Below are 24,037 nucleotides of genomic sequence, written 5' to 3'. Positions count from 1 at the left end.
AATCGCCAGAGCCGAAGTTCCCAGGTCGATGGCCGATTCGGCAGTCACGGCGTCGCCAATCTCGGCGACTAGACAATTCATTGACATCTTCGCCAGACAACCGTCCGTCGAGGCCGCCCGTATTGGATAGATCGGCGACGCACACGCAACTGCATGTGCATTGAACGCTAGCCCAGGTTCGCAGACGGCGGCCTTACTAGCTTTGCCGTGTCGGCGACGAGGAGGCATCTCCCTCGTCCGCGCGGGAGGACGTTTCACCGTCGGAGGTAGTCCGGCGGATTTCGACGTCGGGGTAGACGAGCTTGTTCAGCACGCCGGTCACCGACTCGCGCCCCTCCACGCTCATCACCATCTTCCCGAACTCCGGGTCCGTACTGAATCGGATCCGAACCCCCACCACCGACCGCGGTACCCAGCCGCGCACCGGCCGCACCCGCCCGAGCTGGTGTGCGAAGCCGACGACGGCTTGCGGCGAAGGATCGAAGCCGACGGTCGGCAACAGATCGAACCGGATACGGGAGCGGAGGTGGTGGGAACGAAGGTGTCGGTGGAGGACGAAGACCGCGATCAGGATCGCGACCACGGCGGTGGTCACCCACCAGAACGCGCCACTCGCGACGACGTCGCCTAGACGGAGCGCCTTCGGCGCGCTGTGTTTCAGCATGTCCTGGCGGCCATGCGTGCCGGGGAACATGTCGGCATTCGGAGCCAGGCCCCAATCTCCCGCGCAACCAGCGCGGACCGTATGGCTAGCCAGCCGCGCGAACGCGCTGCCAACGCAAGGGCCAACGATCATTCCGCTCCGGTTTGTCGACGTCATCGTCGCTTCGCCTTCCCGCTTGCTCATGTCATGAGATCAAGACAGGTCGTTCATTCACGTACTTCCATGCAGGGGTGCGAGTCACCGCGACCGTTGCGTCGAGTCAAGGAGCTTTTCCGGCAAGATACGGCCATGAAATTTCCTCGGCTGGCTCGTAGTGTTCGCGCTCAGGTGCGACGTCCATGGCTGATAGCAGCAGCTTCCCTGATCGGTGCAGTCGGTTTTGTGCTGCTCGTCCTCGGCCCGCTGTCGTGGTGGCTGACCACCGGCGAAGCACACGGCTTGCGGGGTAAGGAGCAAGCTGATGCGGTCAACGCGGTCCGGCAGACGGTTCTACTGGCTTTCGCCGGCGCAGCGACCTTGAGCGGTGCGGCCTTCACGGCAAGGTCCTTTGCCTTGACCCGCCGCGGGCAAGTCACCGAACGTTTTCACAAAGCCACTGCTCAGCTCGGAGCTTCGACGCTAGAAGAGCGATTAGGTGGCATCTACGCACTCGAGCAAGTGATGAAAGAGTCCCCCAGGGACCACGCCGCAGTCCTCGAGTTGTTGTGCACCTTTGTCCGAGCGCGCTCGTCAGCGCGGACTTTCGCCGACGACGCCGAGCCCGAACCACCATGGCAACGCTCAGATGAGCCGCCGTACCCGCCCGAACCGAAAGCTCTGGTCGAAGACATCCAGGCCATCATCATCGTCATCGCGCGGCGCCCCGACCGGCCAGAACATCATCGACCGATGCTGCTCGGCGCCGCACTTCCCCGCCTTTGGGCACGCCATCACGAATTCGAACACCCTCCTCGGCTCTCCTGGGTGTATCTGACCCAAGCCGATCTCCGCCGCGCCGATCTGAGAGGCGCCGATCTCACCACGAGCATGCTCAACTATGCAGACCTCCGGGGTGCGATGCTCGGAGATGCTCAACTTCAGAACGCCCACTTGTACCGCGCAGATCTACGCAAAGCGGTCCTTGAAGGCGCCGATCTGACCGGTACCACTCTGTCCGGCGCGAACCTTCTGGACGCGGAAGGCATCAGCGCCGAACAACTTGCTCGTGCGGTGATCGACACCGACACCGTCTTGCCGGCAGAGCTGCAGGACGACCCCTGGGTCGCAGCTCGTCTACGTGCATGTGCGGCAGCACAGGAGGCTGGAGGCGGAACGATACGTCCGGCCCCCACACTGAGGCCGTCTGCCCTGGCGGATTGAATCGCCGTTGAGGTTCCGGCGGCCTTCGATCAGCTCTAGGGCGAGACGTAGATCGAGTCGTACGGGGAGAGTCCGGTGCCCTCGAAGCCGTAGACGACGTACGGTGTCTCGATTTGATTGTCCGGCGGGAAGACGAGATAGGCGTTCTCCGGGACCTTGACGAGTCCGTTGCCCGCGTTCGCGCTGTATTCGACGACCAGCGTCGTGCCCGACGCGTCGACGTAATGGGTCGGGAAGCCCCACTGGTTGGTCGCCGCGTTGATCGCGGTCATGAAGGCTGAGGCGTCTCCGGTGAACTGAACAGCGGCGTACCGCTGCGGGGTCTTGACGTAGTAGCTCGTCATCTCCGCTCCGATCCTCGTGAGGTAACCGAAGTCGCCGGCAGCCCGGGGGCTGTTACGGGCTCGGACGAGGCGCTGGCATCGCCAAGTGGAATCTTTCGGTTTGTCACCGCGCCGGGCGGGTGGCGCCGAACGCCTTTCCAGTGCTGTCCACCCGAACGGGTTTGCCGAAGTCCGGCGCGTTGATCATCGAACCGTTCGAACCGTTCGAGACGACGAGCCCGACGTGAGTGATGTGGCTCGGACTGCTCCCGAAGAAAACCAAATCACCCGGCTGCACACGATCAACCCCGATCCGTGGTCCCGCGACGTACTGTGTTTGCGCGGTACGCGGGAGATCAATGCCAGCCGCGGCATAGGCCGCCTTGGTCAGGCCCGAACAGTCGAAGCCCCGATCGCCGTTGGCCGGACCGTCACCGCCCCAGACGTAGGGCAGGCCGAGCTGGTCGCACGCGAAAGCGATCGCGAGCTGCGCCGCGTGATTCGGTGCCTGCACGGCACCGCAGTTGTAGCGCTGCGCCTGTGCGAGCACCTTCTGGACGTACCACTCGGCGTGGTTGTAGGCGAAGATCGCGCCGTGGAGATCCCGGCCGTCGCGGGCTCCGGAGTCGCAGAGGTAGGCCGCAGCGGTGTAGATCGCGTCGTGCGGGTTGTACCGCGACGGCGGATGCGCTCCGCCGGGCGGGATCGGGTGCCGGGCGACGACGCTGTCGAAGGTGGACTGCAGGAACTGCATCGGGCCGCCGGCTCCGGCGCTGTTGCCGCCGCTGTGGACGCCGGGCAGCTTGGCACGGCCATGATCGGTTTCGACCTTGCCGATGGCGGCGAGGATCGACCAGTCGAGCCCCGGGCAGGTCTGTGCGGCCTGGCGATAAAGGACGAGGTAGTCGCCCGGAATGTCCGCGACCGGACCGGTCGCGGGCGCGGCTGCCGAGCTGGTGTCGCCCGTCCCGGCGAGCGAGGTCAGCAGGACGACGACGATCAGCACGCAGACCGCGGGCGGCCCGAAGAGAAGCAGCGCGGCGAGACAGCCCCAGCGGCCGGGGTGTTCACAAACCCGACCCCGCGCGAATTCCGATGCCCGCAGGGCAAGTAGCGGGTTCATCGCCCGCTTCCAGAACTACCGAGCCGACCACGTAGTCGCTGCGCCCACGGAGCGGGCGGCGGGAGCATCCCGGGAGGCAAGGATTCAGCCGCCGGTTCAGACGGCTTCGCAGGTCGGCGACCGCCGACCGCCAGATCGGTGCCGGTGAACTCCGGTGCTCGGCTGATCGGCGACGGCGTCGCGGCGGCGACCTCAGCGTCGAGGTACGTCGACGGCCTCTGCCGCGGCCGGTCTGAGCGGTCGCCGAGCGCGGTCAGCACGGTGGTGGCGGCCTGCCACACCGGCACGGCACCCGTCGCCGCGCCGAGGTTGCCGGCATAGACGGCCGAGTAGGCCTTCGCGGCGTCGGCGCGGCGAGCCAGCGTGGCTTTGGCGACACCGGCTTTCGCAGTAAGCGCCGTCTGTGCGCGCTGAGCGGCTTGCGGCCACGAGACCGGCGCCCCCACGGTGTACTTGAGCACCTTCCCCCCGGCATGCTCACTGGCGCGGCCCGCAGTGACCAGGCGATCCTTCAGGCGCCTGACCGGGGCGAAGGTCTCCGCGAACGCCGACGTCCCGGCCTTCACCGTCCGAGCAAGCCGATCCGGGCCTGCCGGGACCATCGGCGTCGGCAGTGCCTTCGGAGCCTGCCGAGGCCGGCCCAGCCGCTGCAACCGGGAGCTGACCTGGCCACGGACACGCTGAAGGTTCGCGGCCAGGCGTTTGCGAAACAGGAAGCCGGAGAAGACGACCAGGTCGATCACGGCGAACCGGACGAGCTGGGGGCCGAGGTCAGCCAGCATGAGGGTGCGCAGCAGCACGGTCATGACGGCGAGGAACGCCATGCTGGCCAGGAGCTTGGCGATGGTGGCGGCGACGGAGCTGACCCGGTAGACGAGCTGATGCTGCATCGAAGGCACCAACGCCGCGACCAGGGCGAGTGCAAGCAGCAGCCCTTCGAACAACAACAGGTACGGGGCGAGGACCTGGACGGCGTTCAGGCAGATCACCAAGATCGCGAACAGCAGCATCGCGATCGCGTACAGCCAAGCCCCGAGCGCGCGATCGCCGTCGGCGACTTCGTTGAACTTCCCGTAGTCCCCCGGGCAGCCGTCGAGCTCCCGGGCCTTGGTGCTGTCGTCCTTGCCGGACCAGGGCCCGTCGTCGAGAATCTTCTTGACCGAGTACTGACAGGCCCCGGCGATGCCTTTGACGCGGCTGATCGGCGTGCCGTAGTTAAGCGTCTCCCACGGCGTGATCAGCAGGTTGTCGATGAACGCCTGCCCGATCGGCGCGGCCGGATTCCCGGTGCCGCCCGGTTCCTGGCCCATGATGACGCTGGAGACGTCGGCACCAAGGTCCCGGCTGAGAGACAGCACGCCGTCGTCGCCAATCAGGACGTCGACAGGATGGGTGAGGATTGCGATGGCGAGCACGTTGACCGCGATGGTGGACGCGGTTTCCCGCCACGCCCGCGTGGTAAGACCACGGAAGAACAGCAGGCCGAGGTAGCAAGTAGCGATGAGCATCGCGATCTCGCGTAGCTTCAGCCCGCCGATGACCGAGGTCTGCCAGATGCCTTCGAGGTCGCCGGCCGGTGCTTTGATCCAGTCGAAGACCTGGGTGGAGGCGGCCCATTCGGTGAACCAGACCGAGAACCCGACCGCGTACTTGCCGACGGCGAAACCGATGTTGCCCAGCCACAACCAGATCGCCGGCATCGGGTTGTCCAGCAACGACGGCAGGTTGGCGAAGAGGTCGTAGTTGTGAAGCTCGCGGCCGTAGCCGTCGTCGATGCTGAAGATGCCGCCGAGGTGAACGTGATGGCCGGGGTCGTCCTGCAGCGGCAGCGGCGGCGCGTCCGGATCCGGCTGCGGCGGAGCCGGCTGATTGCCCGGGATGTACAAGCACGTCGGATACGGTTCGCACGGGTTTCGTGGCGTCTGTGCCTCGGCTCCGCCCGCCCCCAGCACGGTGATTGCGGCAGCGATTGCCCAAGCCACTGCCAGCCTCATCAGCTCTCCCCGGGACGACCTATCGTTTCTCAGACACGTCGCCGAGGGTGCGTTTCCATGCGACCTGTGGCCGAAGATCAAAGTGGCGAAAGCAGCGCAACGAAAAGGGGAGCACCGCGGACACAGCGTCACGACGCAGCCACTACAACACAGTTCCCAGATGAGCTAGCTCGGCGTAGCGTGAGTGAGCATGCGGATTCAGCGCTCTAGTCTGGACGAAGTGCGTCAAGCGCTCCGCTTCCTGCTCGCGAGCCTATGGCTTCACCGTCTGCATCACCGCGACGATCGTTCCCTGAGCCTCATGCTGTGCAGGGTCATGGACCGGCTCGCACTGCTGATTCTTCTCCTCGACTGGTTGGCCAAGAAGCAGCACGACGGAGCGAGCCAGCCGATGTGGCAGCTCGCTTGGACGCCCAGCCCCCCGAAGCGTGGATCAGCAACTCCGGTGTGCCGAGCGCTGTGGTGCGTCCCGGCCGATGAGCGCTTGCAGGTACCGCGCGGGGCGCGCGTGGAGCTGAAACAGAGCTACGTGTTCCGTCTTGCTCCCCCGTCCGGCAAGCGTTCCGCCGACAGACTTGCTTACGAGACCCAACGGCTGGTGACTCAAGAGGTCAAGCGGTCGACGCATACGCATAAAAAGGCGCGGAGACAGAATCCGCGCTCGCTGCCGGCAGCCGGCGGCAATGGATTTTTCTTAGCGGACGGTCTGTACAACGGCTTTGCGAGCGCATGGGCAGGAGCGACAGCCAGCGAAGTACGGGCACTCCTGGTGGGGAACGAGCCACCGGAAGCCGCGCAGTCACCCACCCTGCTGGGGTCGTTCGCCAACCAGCTGAGCGCCATCCGACCGGGTTGGGCCGAAGGAATTTCGTGGGCCCTGCAGACCGTTTTCGGGTTCGGCAGGTTCTGGGCGGACCTTGTCGGTGGGCTGCTGTCCTTTGTCTTCGTGGCGCCTCTGCACCTTTCGGAGATAGTACTGGCAGCGCGGGTGGTCGACGTCGCGGTGCATCCGCTGGGAGCGAGGGAGTCGCGCGCTTCCGTCGGCGAAGCATTGGTGAAAGGCATGGTCCTTTCGATTACCGACGACGCCGTGACGGTAACCAAGGAAACCCGCATAGGTCCGTGGCGACCCTCCGAGTACTTGAAAGGGGCGACCCCGCAACCAGAACGCGGGCTCGCGCCGCGTCAGGGAATCTCGCTGTAGGACGCTCCCCGGCGGACAAGAGGTCCGCATCGACAACCGTAGCCGCCCTTCAGATCACCCACCGCCTCGGACGATGGTCGGCGTGGTCAGAACTGCCTCCGGCAGTGTGCGATACGGCTGCGTGACGACCTTGACCTTGCCGACACGGCTGGCGTGATCACGCACGAGGAACTCCCCCGCACGAGCCCGGCGTTCGTCTTCGCCACCGGCCGGGTTCAGCGGCGAGAGGTCCCTGGTGACGACTTCGTGGTAGCGCGCATCGGTGGGGTCGACGCCGAGCCACGCCAGGCCATTGCGAGCCAGCCCGTTGTCGCGTTGACGGCCGAGGAACCGCACAGCAATCAGCCCGCGCAGGACGTCGTCACCAAGATCGCTTGGGGCGTGCGACCCGAAGGCAGCGTCGGCGCCGTGCTTGCGACCGTCCCGGACGAACTCCAGCGCGATCTGCTGGCCCTCGGGCGTGCCGGTCACGTTGTAGGCCTCGTCGCAGACGAACTCACCCCACCGGCCCGGCGTAAAGCAGATCTCCTTCGCGATCGCGGCGATCAGCAGATGGAACGCGCGACCGAACAGCTTCCGCGGTGGGATCCGTGCGGCCATCCGCTCGTTGCTCATCTCCAGCGCGCTCGGCAGCGGGATCTCGTTGGTGCAGAACACAACCATGTCCGCACCGAACAGATCGACCGGCTCGAGGTCGCCGTCGAAGATCGGCCGGGTGATCGGGTCACGCCGCAACCGCTCCAGCCGGTCGGCGAGCGCTCGCGCCGCCGGATCGGTCTTGCCGTGGCGGCGCAGTGTGTCGACAAGGAGATTGCTCGACGCCTTTGTTGTGCCGCTGACGGTGTCGAGGCCGCGGCCGAGCGCATCACGTTCGGCGGAGTTGGACTCCAAGTCGAGCCAGGAAGCGAAGAACGTCTCCGCGATTCCAGTGCTCGACTTGCTGACGCTGCGGAAGACGCGCAACGGATCGCACGAGTGCCGCAACCTGGCATCGTTTGTGCGGTCAAGCGTGGGGTCGATGACGTCGACGATCTGCGAGTCGCCTGGCAGCGCGGCGGCGACGGGCACCCATTCGCGACTCCGGGTCCGGTCGATGACGATCACGCGGCCATCGAGCATGAGCCGGACGATCGCAGCGACGTTCTTGAGGATCACGGACTTACCGGCGCCGAGTTCCCCGATGACGGCGATCCCGCCGGACGAGTCGTGAGCCGGCCCATAGGTCGGATCGAGCAGGAACGGGGCGACGGCGCCGCCGTCGAGCGTGAGGCCAAACATCGCGCCGGCCGGATCGCCGAAGTCGGTGGCCGACACCGGCAGCAGCATCGCGCAGTCGCTGGCCAGGAGGTTCTGGCTGCACTCCCGCACAACCATCGGCGTCCGGCTCCCGGGCAGCATCGCCTGGTAGAGCTGCCGCTGACCCCCGAGAGGCCGTTCCCAACGATATTCGCCGCCGAGGAACGCCTGGCGGAGCGCCTTCGCGCGGGCATCAGCATCGCGCGCCGTCGTGCCCCAGACGCAGGCGACGATCCCGACCTCGAGGTCGACCTCGGTGGAGCTGGCGCCGAGGCGGGCGTTCTTGTGCTGGATCTCTTCCTGCGCGGAGACCACGTCCGCCGGCACTCCGGCTGCGTCCCCGGCATGCTCCTCGTCTTGCCCCATCAGGTCACGGGTACGCCGCCGGTTCGCGGCGCGGGCGTCCTCGTTGGCATGAGCGGTGACCCTCAGGACGTAGTCGACGCCGAAGCCGATCTCGGCGAGCCGGGCGAGGATCTCGTGGCCGGGAAAGGTGAAGGCGCGCGGCATCTCCGCCAGGACCAGGTACGCCTGGTAGCTGGCGACCGCGCCGTCGTCGGACGGGGTGACACATTTGAGGAACCGGCGGCTCACTATCGCCAGCGGCCCCCACCCGCGCCGATCACTAAGCTCGTCGGTGCGCCCGCCCTCGTCGAACACACAGGAGCGCGCCATCGCCAGCTGCGCGCGCCCGCTCCCCCGGCGCAGGCTCAGCCCGCTGTTGTGGACCGCGGCCGTCCGCTCGAGCTGGGGCTCGTTCACGCCCCGGACCGGCGCCCGGCACAGCCACCACAGCAACTCGGCTTCGGTCGCCGCCCGCAGCGGCAGCGCCCCGCCCAGCTCCTGCTCCGCCACTCGCGCTCGTTCCCGGGCGGCGGCGACCGCCGAGTCAGTCGCCGGTCGGGCGGGCATACCGAGTTGCTCGCCGAGAGCCGCGGCCGCCGCACGAATCAGGGCCTGGACCGAGTCGTTCCAGCCGTGCCCGGACAGGGGCTTGGCGATCCAATAGCTGCGGCCGAGGACGTCGAGGGTGTCGAGCTGGTCCCAGGCGTTGTGGACGGTCTCCGCCCAGTGCGGGTTGGTGTCGAGGTCGACGCCGGCGAGGCAGCGCTGGACGATGGCGTGCGGCTGGACCTGCTCGCACTGCGACGCGATCATCACCTCGCCGCGCAGCGACTTCATCAGCGTCACGGTGCGGTCGTAGAGCTCACGCAGCTGCCGCCCGGTCGAGCGCGCGCTCTGGTGTGGCAGGACCCGCCAGACCGCCCACACGGAGCCGTCGACGCAGAACAGCAGGTTGCCGACCACGTCGGTCACCGGACCGTCCATCACCGATCCCTCCGCGCCTGGGCAAGAACCGCCTGCAGCGGCGACGTGACCACGTCGGGCACCTCGGCTTTGTGGACGTACAGCCAGCCACGCGCGCAGCTCGGACGGGCGGCCCGGAACGCTCGGCCGCCAAGCATGCCGCCGCTCGGTGCAAGCAGGTGCGTGGCGATGCCGACGAGCCAGCCGAGCGGAGTCCGGGACTCGATCCGAGCGCGGCGAACGAACACCGCCGATAGCGGCAGTCCCCAGCGAGCAGGCCCGAGCCAGTCCAGCAGCGGAAGCTTCCACACCACCACCAGCAGGACGAGGAACAACGCGCCCTGGGTGACGGTGTAGGGACCGCCGGGCAGGTACCCGCCGTCACGGCCGGGCATCCGCCCGAACATCCGCGGAAACCGCCGCGACCGAGTGTAGGAACGGCCGACCAGGACGTCGCCGCGGCTCTTCGGCGCGCTCAATGCGTGAACCAGGCGCCGAACATCCCGGCGACCCCGTCGAGGTTGAGCAGGATCCCGAGGAAGATCGCCGCGATCACGCCGTACTTGATCGCCCGGGTGAAGTTCCCGCGGGTGCCGATCAGCAGCCCGATCCCGCCGACGATCGCGGCCAGCAGGATCAGCCGCCGAACGGACTGGTCACCCCAGGCGAGGTTGGTGTCGACCCAGGACTTCACGTCCGCGGCGAGCACGATCATCACACGTTCTCCTCGGCCTCAGCGGCCCGCGATCAGCGGCGCCGGATCGATGCGGTTGATCTCCCACCGGCCGGCCCGCGCGACCAGCGTCAGCGCGTAGTCGACCGGCGTGGCCTGACCAGCGGCGTCCCACGCCGAGGCATGTACCAAGCTGCGCGCGGTGGTCCCGTCGGGCGGTCGCGCGGCTTGCCCCGGCTCGAACTCTTCGTGCGTCCGCACCGCAGCGACCTGTACCTGGACGAACGGCACCGGCTCCGGCAACGCGACGGTCGCTCCGGGGCTGACGAACCGGTCGAGCTCGCCTTGCCCCGCGAGGTAGGCGGTCAGAAACCCGGCGACCGACTGACCGATCGGCCCAGCCGGATCCGCAACCTCGTCATAGGCAAGCGGCGCGGTGCTGCCGGTGGCCGGGCACGCCACCGGCGAGGGCAACGACGTCGCGACGTAGGCGTCACCGGTACCGGTCATCGCGACCTGGGCGCACTGCAGCGACGCCGCACGTTTGCCGTCAGGCAGCAGCACGAGCACGTCGGCGACCACGACGACCGACCACACCCCCGGCGCCGGCGAAGCCGCCGAAATGACTGCGGTATCGACCGGTACCTGCGACCCGACAGCTCGTTGCGACTTCGCCCCGGGCGGGTAGAAGACCTCCAGCTTGGCGGAGTCGTCCCGGGTCGCCGAGAGCCAGGACCGGACGTACATCTCCGCCCAGCCTTCCGGCGACGTAGAGGGCGCGGGTGCGCCGCCGTCCCGCATCGACGGCGCACCCGCTGGCTGGAGAACGACCAAGCCGACGATGGTCAGCAGCGGGCTCGCCACGACAACCAGCCAGGCCACAAGCCGACCACCCCGGCGGGTCGCGCCTCGGATCGCGGACTCGGTGCCCGCATCCGGCAGCAGCCTCGTTAGCTGGTTCCGATCAGGTCCGCGACGACCAAACACGACCCGACCTCCTCTGCCAGAGCTGCAGGCTTACTGGTTGAGGCATGCAGCCCTGGTGGCCGGCGTGATTCAGCCAGCCCACGGAAGGTCGCGGCCAGGGAACTCCGCCGCAGCTTCAGCGAGCTGTTCGACCGCACGACGGCGATGTCGGGTGATTGTCGGCTGGCTCAACCCGATCAGCGTTCCGATCTGGCGATCGGTCGCCACGCCGTCCCGGCCGATCGGCTCACCGAAGTAGCGAGTGGTCAGAATCCTGGCGGAATGCTCGTCGAGTCGCTCGTGCTCCACCGCCCACGACAACACCCCGAGCAACTCCTCCGAGGCGTCCATCTCCCCCGGCACTGCCGCCAACGGCCGGCGCACCTCGTCATCGTCGATACTGACCACGTCGGCGGCGGCCTGACCGTGATCGACACCGAAGTCCCGCTGGGCAGCCCGCTGGGTCTCCCGCACGAGGTTCGCCGCGACATGGTACCGGCGCCGTAGCGGGTAGCACCGCGTCTGCTCCCACAGGTGCCCGATCACGGCCGCCTGGATATCTCGGCTGTCCTCCGAGGCCGAAACGCCGCCACCGGTCACACCGCGCCGGACACCGACCCCACCACCGGCCGCGCGTGCTGCACGAACGACGCGGGCGACGATGCCGGGCACAGCCGGCAGCATCGCGTTCACCACCATCTCCGTCGCGGCCACACCCTCGGCGTTCGACTCTCCCGCGCGCGTCAATAGGGCATACAGCACTTCGTCGTGGCGGGCGTAGTCCCGGGTAGCCAGGACATCGTTCAGCTCCTGGTGAGACGTGATCGACGACAGCGCCAACTCTTCGGCCGACCAGGTGCAAAGAGCCTGGTCGAACCGCGCGACGACGCGGGGTCGCCGGAACTGGACCTGGAGGGTCGTCAGCGGGCTGTTTGCAGTGGATCGACTGGTCATGGCGCCGGCTCCTTTGCTCGGATGACAAGATCCGAGCCAGCGTCTGACCAGGTGTTCGCGCTGTTCCTGGCCCGCGACCTTGCCCCGGTGGAGGAGCAAGTCGCGATTCACACGAACGGGCGACGTCTCTGCCTCAGCACGATGAAATCGACACGGCGCAACTTGTTCCGTGTGTCGTTCTCAACCTTGGGCTAGGCGGTACGGCCCTAAGAGCGGTTTCGGACTAGGAGGCGGACTCTCGGCCGTTTCGTCATCGCACAGGGCGGGTCATAAACGCGGTCAACGACGCCCTGCCCGAATCGGACCTGCTCGGGGGTACCAGCAGTTACCACGCGGGCGATGCTGACACTGGTCTTGCCCTTCGCGGCCTTCACCGGGCTTGGGTGGGGGACGATCACGGCTGTGTACTCGTAGGGCGGCTGGCCGATGTTCCAGCCGGCGCGGACGTGCGTGCACAACCCGCCCCACGACTGCTCCAGGGTGTTGAGGACCTCGCACTCGGCGATCGACTACCCGGGCTCGCGCGACGGCGGCGAAGCCGGACGCAAAGGCCACGGCGACCCGCGCGACCGCGACGAAGGCGGCCCCGAAGACCGCGTCCGCCAAAGCTCCGGCCAAGGCCACCGCGGCGAAGGCGACCACGACGCGCACGAAGGCCGCCGCCAAGCCGGCCGCCGCCAGGCCCGCCGCGGCGAAGAAGCCGGCCGCTGCAAAGGGCTCCGGCCAAGCACACCTCGGCTGCCAAGAAAAAGTAGTAACCACGACCGGATGGGCCCCGCACCAGCCTCGTGCTGGGCCCTTCGGCGTTTCCTGCCTCCACGGTCGTCCAGCCTGCGGTGGCACTCGCCGTCGACCGCACCCCGGTTGAGCAGCAACGACTGCGCAGGTTCCGGCGGGTGATCTTGTCGCATTCCACTGGGTGTTGCCACCTCTTTCTTGATTCGTAATCGCCGAAAACCGCGGCAATCCGTAACAGGACCCTTGCGCGGGCCGACTACGATGCGTTGCAAGGAGGCGAGCAGTGTCGGAACAGCCCGTGATCAACGAATCAAGGAACCGCGGCAGCGACCACCAGGCCGGGGCCCCGGGGCTGGTGACGCGATGAACCGCGCTCTGGCGAGGTATGTGCTCCCGGTTCTCCTGCCGTTCCTCGCCGCCCTGTCCGGAGGGTTCGTCGGCGCGAGCCAGTCCGTGCGGGTCGAAGTTCTTGCCGTGTTCGGAGCGGTCCTCGCCTCGGTGTGCTCGGCCTTTCTGGCCATCGCGAATGCCCGGCTTGCCGACCGTGCGACCGACGCCGCGATATCGGCGCGTGCCGATTTGGCGACCGCGTTGTCGCGGGCTGGCCAGCCACTTGTCTTTGCACTCGGAGAGCTGTCGAGCAGCGTCGACGAGAAATCGGCGCAAGCGCGAAGATTGCTGAAGAAGGTCGTCGAGATCGCTCAATCCCAGTGCGGGCGAACCACGAGCGCGCGACCGAAGGTCCGGGCCAGCTATTATCGCCTCTCGGGCGACGAAAGGCTGGAGCTCGTCTACACCGTCGGGAGAACGAACCCGCGTCGGCACGAGTTCAGTGATACCGGGTCGAAGTCGGACAAGAACATCTTCAGTCTTGTTCGCGACCGCGACAGTCTGCTCGTTCCCGATCTCGTCGCGGCGCCGCCGGCGAACTTCGCTTTGGACGAAACCAGGACCTACAAGTCGCTGATCGTTTCTCCGGTACGGACGTCGGGCCGAGTGTTCGGGATCCTGGCCGTGGACTCGGACATCGGGAACTCACTTACCACCGTCGATGTCGGGTATGTCCAGCTGATGAGCGGGTTGCTGTCCGCGGGGCTCGCCCAACTCGACGGCGAGGAAATGGGCGAGGCCACCGAGATCATCGAGCCGTCGTCATCCCAGGGGGGCCGATGATTCCGCATTCTGAGCACCACGTGCAGCCAACGCGCTCGATCGCCATCCGGCGGACCGGCCGGCGACCACTGCCGCCGGTCCGGAGGCCGTTGATCAGTTCGTCTGGTCGCAAGTTCCTCGACGGTCACCTGGCGGCGGAGGAACTCCTCTACACTCACGACAAGGAGCAGTTCGAGCAGGTATCCAATGAGCTGAGGCACACGGTCTTCGCGGTGCCGCGGCCGGTTCACGTCTCGGACGATCGTCCGAAACCGATGTGGATTCCGAGCATGTATGCGGATGGCATCGCCTTCCTGGACGATCGACTTTCAGCGTCGGTTTTTCTCGAAGGCGTGCACCGCAAAGCCGAGGAGGAGGCGACGCGGCAAATCGACTCGGTCGTCAAATCGCGGCTGCCGTCCACTGCCCGGCTGGCCACGATTGTCATCCTGGTCGTCTTCTGCGGAGTAACTGTTCCCGTTCTCTACGTGACGAAGATCCCGGGCACTGCCGCCGCCGTCGTCGTCGGTATCGTCGCCTGCCTGGCGATCACCATCGAAGCGCTCTCGATCCTGGGGTCCAGTCCGGTGACACCCGGGCGGGCCGTTGCGGTCGGGCATCGGGTGCGCAGCCGCTCCGAAAACCTGCCTCGTCGTGTCTTCTTGGTCCAAGACGAAGGTCGCGCCGAGGAGGGCGTGCGCGAGCAGTCGCTCGCGCTGAATCTGAGCTATCGCGAATTGTCGACGATGCTCTGCGTCTCCACGGATTTGACCACCTTGGAAGAGCTGAGCGCCGACACGCTTCTGGATCTCGGCACCCTGGACGGCGTCGTCCGGGGCCTGCGCGGCCGGGGGTTGGTTCGCGACGTCGTCGACCGGGACGACACTCCAGGCATCTCTCTCACCCGAAAAGGCCGGAAGCTGGTGAGGAGTCTTGAGCGGCGGCCTATGAAACCGCCGGTACGAGCTGTTCCGCGCGACGTGGCGAGTCTACCGCGGTCAGAGCGGAGTGGCTTGTCCGCCGAAGAAGCTTCGGCGCTGGTGCAGACGCTGCTCGATGACGAGGGGCGGCGTCGGTGAACGGCATTTCCTGCGGTCTGACGGCCGGTATCAGTCTGTTCCTCTCGTATCTCGAGGTCGACAAGTCGTTCTTCGTGCCAAAGTTACGGCGCAGGCGGGTCAAGATGCAGGTTTTCGCCTGGTTCTTCGCCGCAGTCAACGGGATCTTTTCCATCGGAGTCCTCTACTTCCTCACCACTTTCACCGAGGTCGGAGAGTGGGGGGCGGTGCTGGCGGCGCTGATCGCCGGCCTGGGCTATGCGAGCCTCGCCCGACAGAAGTTCACCACGTTGAAGATCAACGAGCAAGAGTTTCCTGTCGGTTTCGAAATGCTCTATGATCATTTTCAGCGCGCGATGTACCGAAGGATCAATGTCGAGGCGAAACGTGCTCGGAGAGTCGAGGCGCGAGCCCTCGTGAAGAACAACACGTTGGCGGAACTCGTCCAAGAGGCGATCTACACCATCGAAACCGACTACATGTACTCCGAGGAACAGAAGCGGGAGTGCCGGAGCTGGGTGGCCGATACCGTGGACCTGGCGGAGGCGGCCGACTGGCAGAAGTGCTTCGCGCTGGCGCTTTTCGTCGTGAGCGGTGACAAGTCGGAAGTCGGCATTCTTCCGGCGCAGTATCGATCCGACGTCGCCGTGTGAGGACCGCGCGGAAGGCGGCACGCCGTCTTGCCCGGTGATCCCGCCTTCCTACCGAGGCCGGGACCTACTCTGCGCCCAGACGTGCTTCGTCTACAGGTACTTCTCGAGGCCAGCGCGGCCAGTCCTGACTGGACTGGCCGTGCTGGCCAGGCCGAGGCATGGTCGGTGCGAGGAAGAACGGCAATGCCTCAACAACGGGCAACCCGCTGGTCGGCGAGTTGCGGCCGGGTGTCCTCAACGCCGGGAATGCCACGACCGCTGACGAGCTGCTGGCCACGCTGGCCGAGCTGGTCCGCCGCCGAACGCTCGGCTTCGACAGCGCCACCAATACGTTCCAGAAGTCGGAGACGAAACCGCACTTCGCATAGAAGCCGCACGAGGGTTCGGCTCACCCGCTCGACCAGCACGAGCGAAGACTGGTTCGACCAGTATCACCAGTCGTACGACGCCGTCGGCGGGGTCTCCGGGCAGTTCTTCGACCAGCAGCGGCTCACCCTGCAGCGCTAGATCCGGTCGAACCTGGTCAAGGCCGCGTCGTGCCGGTGGACGTCGCGTACTTCACACCCGCGCAGATCGCTACCGTCAAGGCGTTGATCAAAGACCTGGGTCCCAACGTCTTCACAGTGGGTGACTGATGGCGAACGACATCTTCGTTTCCGACGAGTACAGCTGGTCGGCCTCGTTCGGGCTGTGCGACTGGGTGCTGTCCTTCCTGTCCGACATCGTCACCGACCAGGAGACCTAGAAACTGCTGAGGAACATGGTGGACGCCTACCGGGGCGCCGTCGACCTCGCGACCCTGCCGAACCGGGCCCGCAGGATATCCTGCGGGCACTGTGGGAGGGCCTGATCCCGGCCGTGGAAGTGCAGTTCGATCACGCCCGGGTCTGCGGATAAGTCAAGGTGCTCACCCTGATGGCCAGGGACGTCGGCGAGCCTTGGCTCGGTCGGCGGCTCGGGGGGGGCGGTCCCGGTGATCCGCGCCACAGCGCCTGGGAGAATCGAGCGGTGACTTATGACCTCGACTCGTGCGGGCCTCAGGTGTTCGAACGGATGCTCCAGGCTCTGTGCGTGGCGAGTTCGGACCGGGTGTCGCCGTGTTCGGCGCGGGTCGCGACGGTGGACGCGAAGCCGTGTTCGACGGGCCGGTGCCGGTGATCTCCCACGGTGAGCGGTGGCGCGGGTACGGCGTCCTACAGGTCAAGCACAAGAGCCGGACCGGGAACCCGGAGGGGGATGCGTCCTGGGTGATCCGGCAGATCCACGAAGAGCTGACCCCATGGGTCGACGGCACCCGCGAGACCCGCGTCCCGGCCTACTACCTGCTCGCGACCAATGTGCGCTTGTCGGCCGTGCCAGGTTCGGGCGGTGTCGACCGGGTGCACGCGATCTTGACGGACTACCAGCGGCAGCTCGGCCTAGCCGGTTTCCACGTGTGGGACGGCGACACGGTGGAAGCCCTGCTCGACGGATGTGCCGAGGTGCGCCGTCGCTTCGCGGCCTGGTCAAACCCTCGAGGATCCGAGACGGCTGCTTGGCACAGGGGCGTGTCACCGAAGGTGATGGGAGCGCGGCACTGGACGGCGTACCAGGCAGCCGCCAACAACATTCGCGCCAACCGCTCTTCGGAATCATCGGCCCGCCGAAACGGTGTACCACGTTTGTCCAACCGCAACTCTTCGACCGTCCGCGCCAACGCGGCGATCAACTCCTGTCCCACCTCGGCCAGCGCGACACGCGGGCTCCGGGCCCGGCGGCGCAACCGACGCCGAAGTTCCGTGGCTCGACCGGCTGCTTTATCAACGTCCGGGCCGGCGCACAAAGCGACACCGAGCGCGGTCGCGGCGTCGACCGGTCCGGCCGCGGTGAAGGCCAGCCGCAGCCGCTGATCGATCGCGATGCCCACCGCGCCGGCCTCGAAGCCCACACCGGCGCCGGGCATCACGATCGGCCCGCAACGGCCGCGTGCCCGCAGACAGTTCTCGGCCCAAGAACCGCCGTAACGGCGTCCGAGGGGACTGCAATCCCTGGGTCAGGCTCATCCGGCCATGGTAGAACCGGCGAAGCGTCACCTGGACCGTAACGCTCGCCTCTTTCCTACCGATCATGGCTTTGACCGGTAGACAAGGCCGATTCGGCCGGGCGATCGCTCCGATGCGGTCACGCAAGGGGCTTCGGTAAGGAGCACGATGAGGCTGCACGCAGTTTACGCACGTTTCTACCGATCCCTGAACTATGACTTCATCCGGGCCTCGGGTGAAGAATACGCGCCTGATCCGTGGGACGGGACCTCCGAGGGCGACTACCCGTTCGTCCGCGTTCGTCTGCGCTCCGACATCACGACGGTCGTCGGAGGCAACGAGTCCGGCAAGACCCAGGTTCTCAAGGCGATTCGCGCCGCCCTCACGGGCCGGGGATACGACCGAAGCGACTTCTGTCGCTACTCGAAGTTCTTCGGCGTCAGCAAGGAACTAGTTCAACCGGAATTCGGTTGCGTGTTCACGGAGGTCTCCGACGAAGACTCGAAGATCATCGCGCAGATGACAGGGCAGCATGACCTCGAGTCCGTCGAACGCGTCGCGGTGTTCCGGATGAACCACACACCACAACACCGCATCTACGTCCGGCAAGGCAGCACTTGGTCCGAACCGTTTCACATCAAGAAGCCAGCGAGGCTGCAGGAACTCGGCGTGCCCATCCCGTTCGAGATCGACGCCGAAGTACCTCTTCCCGACAGCGTCCCCCTTGCCTACATGGTCGACAAGAAGCCGGTTTCAGCGCTGGGCCGCGAACTGCTCCGCAACGTGTGGGATGCATTGCGGGAAAACCGAGCGTGGTTCAACGACGCGACAACCGTCACCGAGCGAGCCGGCGACATCTCGGCGGCGTTCCGCCCACTCCGCGAAGCGACCGCCAAGGAGATCGAGGCGTACAACCTGGCCTCGGATCTTCTTGTGAAGGTGGCGGGCCTGGACCAGTCCCTGTTCGCCGAGCTGCAAACGGCGGTGAAAACCAAGAACGGCTACGCCAACAGCATCGTCGACACCATCAACGCCGAACTCGCCAAGGCACTCGACTTCCCGCACTGGTGGTCCCAGGATTCCCGGTTCGAGCTGTTCGTCTCTCTGTATGAGTACGACCTAGTCTTCATGATCCGCGACCGAACCGGCCGCACCTACGGGTTCGACGAACGAAGCGACGGCCTGAAGTACTTCCTCAGCTACTTCGTCCAATACCTCGCTCACGACCCACAGGAAGAAGGAGTTCCCGAGATACTCTTGATGGACGAGCCGGACCGATTCCTCTCCTCGTCCGGGCAGCAGGACCTACTCCGTGTCTTCGAGGACTTCGCCGACCCCAAGGACCCAGGCAAGCCTCCGGTTCAGGTCGTGTACGTGACCCACTCCCCCTTCCTCATCGACAAGAACGAGGCCGACCGGATCCGAGTTCTGGACAAGGGCGAGTACGACGAAGGTACTCGCGTCGTGACGAACGCTTCAGCGAACCACTACGAGCCGCTCCGGTCGGCCTTCGGCAGCTTCGTCGCCGAGACCACGTTCATCGGCAACTGCAACCTGATGGTCGAAGGACCGTCCGACCAAGTACTCCTGGCCGGCGCATCACGATGGCTGGGACGTCGAGGTGTTGCCGGGCGAAACCGTCTCGACCTGAACAAGATCACCCTCGTTCCTGCAGGAGGCACGCCTCACATCCCCTATCTGGTTTACCTCGCACGCGGCCGCGACGTCGAAAAACCCCCGGTCATCGTGCTGCTGGACAACGACAAGGACGGAGACGAAGCTCGCGTCGCCCTTCAGAACAGCGGCGTCTACAAGGCCCAACTGATCGAGAAGGACCTTGTTTTGCAGCTCGGCAGAGACGAGCTGATCGACCTGACGACCTCGAACCCCATGGGAATATCGGGGATCGAAGATATCGTTCCGTTCGAGATCGCCCTCGCGGCGGCCGACGCCTACTGCCGTGAGTTCGTTCCTGCGATCGACGTCTCCGACCTGGCGATAACCGGAAGCGCCGTTTGGCCATCCACGGTAGACACTGATGCCCCGAGTCTTCCAACCAGAAATAAGGGGCTGCTGAAGTACCTGCAGCAGGCCATCGCGAATCTGAGTGGCGACGAGCGGTTCCACCTCGACAAGGTGGCGTTCGCTCGAGCCGTCGTCGACGTTCTCCTGGGAATCAACACCAAAGCCTCGATACCGGAAGCAGTCTTGCAGGCAGCTCACGAAAACTTTGCTTTGCTACTCAGAGTTCTGGCAGTGAAGCAACGGCAGGCCGAAAGGCTCGAAGCCGTTGAAAAAATCTCAAGTCGCATCAACCGGATCAAGCGTGACTTCACACGGACTCGCCCCACAGCGGCGCGGCGTGAAGACGTGCTCTGGCTCATCGAGGAGATCCAGAGCCAGCTCGACAACAGCAGCGAAGCCGAAGACGTACGCGCCGAGCTGAGCACCTGGGCGCAGAGATTCGATCTTGCCGAGGATCCTCGCGGCCAGGTCGGCGACTTCGAGGGCCTGCTGAAAGCGGTTCGGTCCTTGGCTTACAAAGGGGTGCGCAAGTCCTCGGTTCCCGACTCGAGCGCCAGATGACCCAGACGAGGGACCAGGTACCGCGCCCCACGCTCGGAAGTCATGACCTCATGCGTCAGCACAGCGGAGCTCTACAGCCGCGTGTGGCGAACCCACAACGACTATGTCAGCGCGCTCGACGCTGTGCCGCCAGAGTCGGGTGCGCACGCGATGCCCCGGTCGCGGCGATCCGGGCCAGCCTGGACCCCAGGTGCTCGAAAAGGCCGACTTGGTCGACGCGACCGAACGGCTCAAGCAGCTGCACGGCGACCTGATCCACGAGGCGCTGCTCTCGGTCGACCTGATGGAGGCGAAGCTGGCCTGAGCTCGCGAGCACGGCGCTGAGGAGCAAGACCCGGGGTTCGACGAGCGCCGGCTGCGCCGGGAGCTGGAAACGCCTACCACCAACTGGCCAGGGTTGTGTCCGACCCGGACGAGCGATCCGATCTCGTCGCCCAGGGCAATCGGCCCCACCCGAAGACCTGGTTCTGAGCCGCGCGGCCTAGTGTTGCCGAAGTCCCGAGAACATCGCTTCGATCCGATGCGACCGGCGCGAGGGGCTCCTGGGCAGTCGCGTACTCGGCTCGAGTCGCTTTGTGGCCGCGCACTCCAGGTAGGCACGCACCAACGCACACTCGGCATCGAGGTCGTGCGGCTCGGACTTCATGAAGTCCAGGATCTGCTCGAGGGTCGACGGGGCGATGTCGGGCTCGTACCCCTCATCCGTCCACTTTTCCAGCTCGCGCGTGGCCAGCCCCAGTTTCTGGTTCAGGACTTCCTCGTCGCCCGCCGAGCTGGCCTGGGGGCTCAGGCCCCGGAGACCGTCGACCGCCGATTCGAGCATGTCGATGTCATCCCAGGTATACACGTTGTGGCGCGCACCGTCGTAGGCCAGGTCAGCCAATGCGGCCGTGAAGTGCCGCCAGTCCGGGATTCGGGTCCGTGCCACGGCGAGTGCCAGCTCATGGAGCCCGCTGGCACTCGAAATCGGGTCGTCCACGATCTCCTCGAGCAGCTCCGCACCCAACGCGACGAGCTCCGGCGATTCGACCAGCTCCCCCAGCGCGACGACGAACCCCGTCGCGGCTGCTTCGTGGTCGTACCGGCGTTCCCCGAGCATGTGCTCGCGCTGGCGAGTCCGCATTACGGCGTCGCGAAGACGCGCGGCCTGGGCGGTCACCGTGGCAAGCAGCGCCGACCGCCGCCAGAAGGTCGCCGCGGACCAGAGGGTGAGAAGCTGGTCCTGGAATACGGCCGCGTCGATCACGATGCCGGCGAGTTCGGAGCGCTTGGCCAAGTGGCCGTGGAGAAAGTCGACGACCGACGGGTTGCTAAACCGCACCCGGCGCCGGTCGTCGTCGTCTTCGAGAGTCACCATCAGCGGCTCCAGCCGCTTCAGCGAGCGACGGAAGCGCCGCTCGCTATCGGAGTCCGCCGCGTGCCCGAGGTGGGCTCGCCACGCGTCACGAAGGCGGTCGTGATCCGCCGACCGGTTCGCCGTGTAGAGAACGAGAACCACGGCGAGGCAGTCGGCGTCGAGCACCTTTTCGACCAACCGCTCCCACAGACGCGTGGGGTTGTCCAGGTTGCCCAGGACAACGTCCGCCGCGTCTTCGCCTGCTATTTTCGGCATCGCGGCCAGTTCGGCCAGGGCATGCTCCAGAAGTCGCGGACTGTAGTTGCGGTGGCCGATGATCGACCGGTAGACCTCTGGTTCGGCCAGGCGTGCCCGCTGTCGGGGGCCGAGCCGGGAAAAGTAGAGGTGGTTGTAGAGGATCTCCGCCCGGACCTCCGCAGTCATCCCCTGGGTGTTGAGGGTGTATTCGTACGAGTCCAACGCGCGGCCGTCGAGACGTTCGTGATGTTCCCGCGCCTGCGTGAGGAGGTAGTTGCGGGAGATGAGCACCAAGCGTTTGTCCGGCGACTTCTGGACCATGCGAAGCAGGCGTGGCAGTTCCTGGTTCGCCACGCGGGCTGCGTCACCGTCCAAGGTGGTCTGGCCAACGAAGTCGTCGACGAAGAAGATCTGCTTCTCTTCGTCGACCCACACGCGATCGATGTCGCCAAGCCGGTTGGTGGCCTCGATCATCGTGAAGCCCTCGGCCTGGTGGTCGGCGAGCAGCACGTGGGCGACCGTCGTCTTGCCGGTCCCCGGCGGGCCGACGATGAGGCAGCTGTGCCGCTCGTCCAGCAGCGCGCGAGCCTGGTCGTAACCGGGGTGCGGCACGAAGCGGCGCAGGCTCTCGTCGATGTCGCCCGCGAGCGCACGGGACCGCTGAAGGACGTCGCGGTTCAGCAACGAGCCGAGGACCGCGCTGCCCGCCAGCCAGAGCCGGATATGCCGGCTGACGATCCGAGGGTGCTCCCGCAGCAGGGCCACGATCTCCCGGGCGCCGTAGATATCCCCGGGAGACTGGACGAAGCCGTGGAATATCTCGGCGATCTCACGTTTCGCCTCTACGGTCAAATCGACGGTTGTGGCCACGAGGTAGCGCTTCGGTGCGAGCCGCTCGACCTTGGGCAGCTCGGTTTTCCTCAGGTACCTGATCAATGCTTGACGATCCGACTTGATCCAGTGCTTGCACTGGATGACCGTCGTCTCGCCGGTGGCAGGCGCCACGTGGCGCAAGTCGATCCCGGCGTCCCGCCCTCGAGCGAAAATCTCCAGCGGGAACCCGAGAACGACTTCGAAAAGATCCTTGCAGACCTCCTCGAAGTCGAGATCGGTGAGCCGGCCGAGGTCGAAAGCATCCACGTCCCCGAGCTTACCGTTCCACGATCGTGTCACTCATTCAGTGACAGGCCGGTCAGCAAACGGACACCGACGGGTCGAAGGCCGTCGGTCCGTTCGGGTCGCCGGGCGCGTCTCCGTTGGTGAATGCATTAGTGACCGCGTAGTGGGCGTTGTTCCGCGGTGGGCTTGCCAGCCACCACCAACACCCGCCGGGCGGGGCGGAGTCGATTGACGTGTCGAAGACCTTGCGCGACGCCGTGGCGGCCTCATCGAAACGGACTGGCCGCCGTCTCGCCGACACAGCCTTCGTGTCGGCGAAGGTCGGTGAACCATGCTTGTTGCCGCCAATCTCGGTGTGCCCCGCCGTCCATGAGCCAAAATGCGGCTGCGAAGTAGTGGCAGGGACGGCTCCCGGTGGTGCCCCCGGCCCGGCGGGACCGGCAGTCGCCGGCCTGCCGGTCCCGCCGGTGCGGATCGATGTCGCCGTCGCGACTGACGGTCCGGGCGAGTGGGCACCGTGACCTCCGTCGGCGACGAACCTGCCGAAAGTGACGATTGTGATCGAGGATGTGCGCCGGGCCATCGCTGGCCAAAGAGGCATCGACGCAGTCCCCCCTGGTTACCGAGTTGCCTGGCAGTCGCCCAGCCCTGTGGGCGACACGTCAGATCTCATGATTCGATCACGCAACGTCGGAACACCGCACGGTGTCACCGACGAAGCCGGCTGACACCTCGCCGTCGCGCAAGGGGCCGTTGGGTCTCAAACGCCAGGTAGTCGGGGTCTTCGGTTTCGTGAGACAGCAAGACCAGCGTCATGATGACATCGGCCGCTGTGCCGGCGGGGCGTACCGACGCGGCGTGGTGCCGTTGTCGCGGTGCAACGCCGTCAGCCGGTGCAGGGCGGCGACACCCGCACTGGCCAGATGGGTCACTCCAGCGAGATCCACCGCCAGCGACCGCCCGCCCGTGGAGCCCGCAGTCCGGACTTCGCTGTCGAATTCCTCCACCGTGGCCGCGTCGATCAGGCCGTCGATCCGCAGCCGAGGCGCCGGTGCGAAGGCTATGCTCACGTTCCGAAGTTGCGCCCCCAAGATCCGAATGCGGGTGGGCACCTTGCCCGGCGACAGCAGGGCTCGCGTCCAGTCGTGCAGCTTCCTTCTCCGTGACCGTGGCGCCCGTTGCCAGCTCGACGCCCGCCAGTGGGACCCGGCCGAGCCGGTTATCCGGGGCCGCGACGACCGCCACATCCCGG

General features: G+C 66.3%; 19 protein-coding genes. 8 read left to right on the top strand and 11 right to left on the bottom strand.

Annotated elements, in window-relative coordinates; genetic code table 11:
- Positions 1-196 precede the first annotated feature (196 nt).
- Positions 197-847: a hypothetical protein gene (locus AB0C38_RS10095; protein WP_360669535.1), complete on the bottom strand. Its 651-nt coding sequence runs from the start codon at positions 845-847 to the stop codon at positions 197-199.
- A gap of 198 nt (positions 848-1,045) precedes the next feature.
- Here AB0C38_RS10095 and AB0C38_RS10090 point away from each other — a divergent pair, with 198 nt between their 5' ends.
- Positions 1,046-2,023, top strand: coding sequence for a pentapeptide repeat-containing protein (locus AB0C38_RS10090; protein WP_360669532.1), 978 nt, complete (start codon positions 1,046-1,048; stop codon positions 2,021-2,023).
- 35 nt (positions 2,024-2,058) lie between these two features.
- On the opposite strand, the gene AB0C38_RS10085 is transcribed toward AB0C38_RS10090, so the two are convergent.
- From AB0C38_RS10085 to AB0C38_RS10075, 3 genes are all read right to left on the bottom strand, one after another.
- Positions 2,059-2,367: a hypothetical protein gene (locus tag AB0C38_RS10085; RefSeq protein ID WP_360669529.1), complete on the bottom strand. Its 309-nt coding sequence runs from the start codon at positions 2,365-2,367 to the stop codon at positions 2,059-2,061.
- 103 nt (positions 2,368-2,470) lie between these two features.
- Entirely contained in the window at positions 2,471-3,469 is a 999-nt protein-coding gene (locus AB0C38_RS10080) for an NlpC/P60 family protein (protein ID WP_360669526.1), read from the bottom strand.
- Positions 3,466-5,463, bottom strand: a complete 1,998-nt coding sequence (locus AB0C38_RS10075) for a hypothetical protein (RefSeq protein WP_360669523.1) — start codon at positions 5,461-5,463, stop codon at positions 3,466-3,468. The genes AB0C38_RS10080 and AB0C38_RS10075 overlap by 4 nt, the downstream gene beginning before the upstream one ends.
- 190 nt (positions 5,464-5,653) lie before the next feature.
- Here AB0C38_RS10075 and AB0C38_RS10070 point away from each other — a divergent pair, with 190 nt between their 5' ends.
- Positions 5,654-6,667: a hypothetical protein gene (locus AB0C38_RS10070; protein ID WP_360669520.1), complete on the top strand. Its 1,014-nt coding sequence runs from the start codon at positions 5,654-5,656 to the stop codon at positions 6,665-6,667.
- 54 nt (positions 6,668-6,721) lie between these two features.
- Here AB0C38_RS10070 and AB0C38_RS10065 read toward each other — a convergent pair whose 3' ends face one another.
- The 5 genes from AB0C38_RS10065 to AB0C38_RS10045 all read right to left on the bottom strand — a co-directional run bounded on the left by AB0C38_RS10065 (position 6,722) and on the right by AB0C38_RS10045 (position 11,864).
- Positions 6,722-9,292, bottom strand: a complete 2,571-nt coding sequence (locus AB0C38_RS10065; RefSeq protein ID WP_360669517.1) for an ATP-binding protein — start codon at positions 9,290-9,292, stop codon at positions 6,722-6,724.
- A complete protein-coding gene (locus AB0C38_RS10060; protein ID WP_360669514.1) occupies positions 9,292-9,666 on the bottom strand; it encodes a hypothetical protein in 375 nt (124 codons plus the stop codon). Before AB0C38_RS10060 ends, AB0C38_RS10065 begins: the two co-directional genes overlap by 1 nt.
- Positions 9,667-9,746: 80 nt before the next feature.
- Positions 9,747-9,986 carry a hypothetical protein gene (locus tag AB0C38_RS10055; protein ID WP_360669511.1) on the bottom strand — a complete coding sequence of 80 codons (240 nt, stop codon included), beginning with the start codon at positions 9,984-9,986 and terminating at the stop codon, positions 9,747-9,749.
- Between the two features lie 18 nt (positions 9,987-10,004).
- Entirely contained in the window at positions 10,005-10,826 is an 822-nt protein-coding gene (locus tag AB0C38_RS10050) for a conjugal transfer protein (protein WP_360669508.1), read from the bottom strand.
- A 174-nt stretch (positions 10,827-11,000) separates the two neighbouring features.
- Positions 11,001-11,864 carry a hypothetical protein gene (locus AB0C38_RS10045; protein WP_360669505.1) on the bottom strand — a complete coding sequence of 288 codons (864 nt, stop codon included), beginning with the start codon at positions 11,862-11,864 and terminating at the stop codon, positions 11,001-11,003.
- A 1,101-nt stretch (positions 11,865-12,965) separates the two neighbouring features.
- Between AB0C38_RS10045 and AB0C38_RS10040 the strand changes: the two genes are divergently transcribed.
- The 6 genes from AB0C38_RS10040 (at position 12,966) to AB0C38_RS10015 (ending at position 20,072) form a co-directional block, all read left to right on the top strand.
- Positions 12,966-13,775: a GAF domain-containing protein gene (locus AB0C38_RS10040; protein ID WP_360669502.1), complete on the top strand. Its 810-nt coding sequence runs from the start codon at positions 12,966-12,968 to the stop codon at positions 13,773-13,775.
- Complete coding sequence (locus AB0C38_RS10035) at positions 13,772-14,833, top strand: hypothetical protein (RefSeq protein ID WP_360669498.1); 1,062 nt, start codon at positions 13,772-13,774, stop codon at positions 14,831-14,833. The genes AB0C38_RS10040 and AB0C38_RS10035 overlap by 4 nt, the downstream gene beginning before the upstream one ends.
- Positions 14,830-15,465, top strand: coding sequence for a hypothetical protein (locus tag AB0C38_RS10030; protein WP_360669495.1), 636 nt, complete (start codon positions 14,830-14,832; stop codon positions 15,463-15,465). The genes AB0C38_RS10035 and AB0C38_RS10030 overlap by 4 nt, the downstream gene beginning before the upstream one ends.
- Before the next feature lie 158 nt (positions 15,466-15,623).
- On the top strand, positions 15,624-15,833 hold the full coding sequence (locus AB0C38_RS10025; RefSeq protein ID WP_360669493.1) for a hypothetical protein: 210 nt from the start codon (positions 15,624-15,626) through the stop codon (positions 15,831-15,833).
- Positions 15,834-16,562: 729 nt separating this feature from the next.
- Positions 16,563-17,354, top strand: a complete 792-nt coding sequence (locus tag AB0C38_RS10020; protein ID WP_360669490.1) for a hypothetical protein — start codon at positions 16,563-16,565, stop codon at positions 17,352-17,354.
- Positions 17,355-17,654: 300 nt separating this feature from the next.
- Positions 17,655-20,072, top strand: a complete 2,418-nt coding sequence (locus AB0C38_RS10015) for an AAA family ATPase (protein ID WP_360669487.1) — start codon at positions 17,655-17,657, stop codon at positions 20,070-20,072.
- 481 nt (positions 20,073-20,553) lie between these two features.
- On the opposite strand, the gene AB0C38_RS10010 is transcribed toward AB0C38_RS10015, so the two are convergent.
- Complete coding sequence (locus AB0C38_RS10010) at positions 20,554-22,806, bottom strand: restriction endonuclease (RefSeq protein WP_360669484.1); 2,253 nt, start codon at positions 22,804-22,806, stop codon at positions 20,554-20,556.
- Between the two features lie 791 nt (positions 22,807-23,597).
- Positions 23,598-23,855: an STAS domain-containing protein gene (locus tag AB0C38_RS10005; RefSeq protein ID WP_360669481.1), complete on the bottom strand. Its 258-nt coding sequence runs from the start codon at positions 23,853-23,855 to the stop codon at positions 23,598-23,600.
- Between the last annotated feature and the right edge of the window lie 182 nt (positions 23,856-24,037).

Source organism: Amycolatopsis sp. NPDC048633 (assembly GCF_040650695.1).
GTDB lineage: Bacteria > Actinomycetota > Actinomycetes > Mycobacteriales > Pseudonocardiaceae > Amycolatopsis.
Note: the sequence above shows the minus strand (reverse complement) of the source record. Positions and strands in the feature narration are given on the sequence as shown.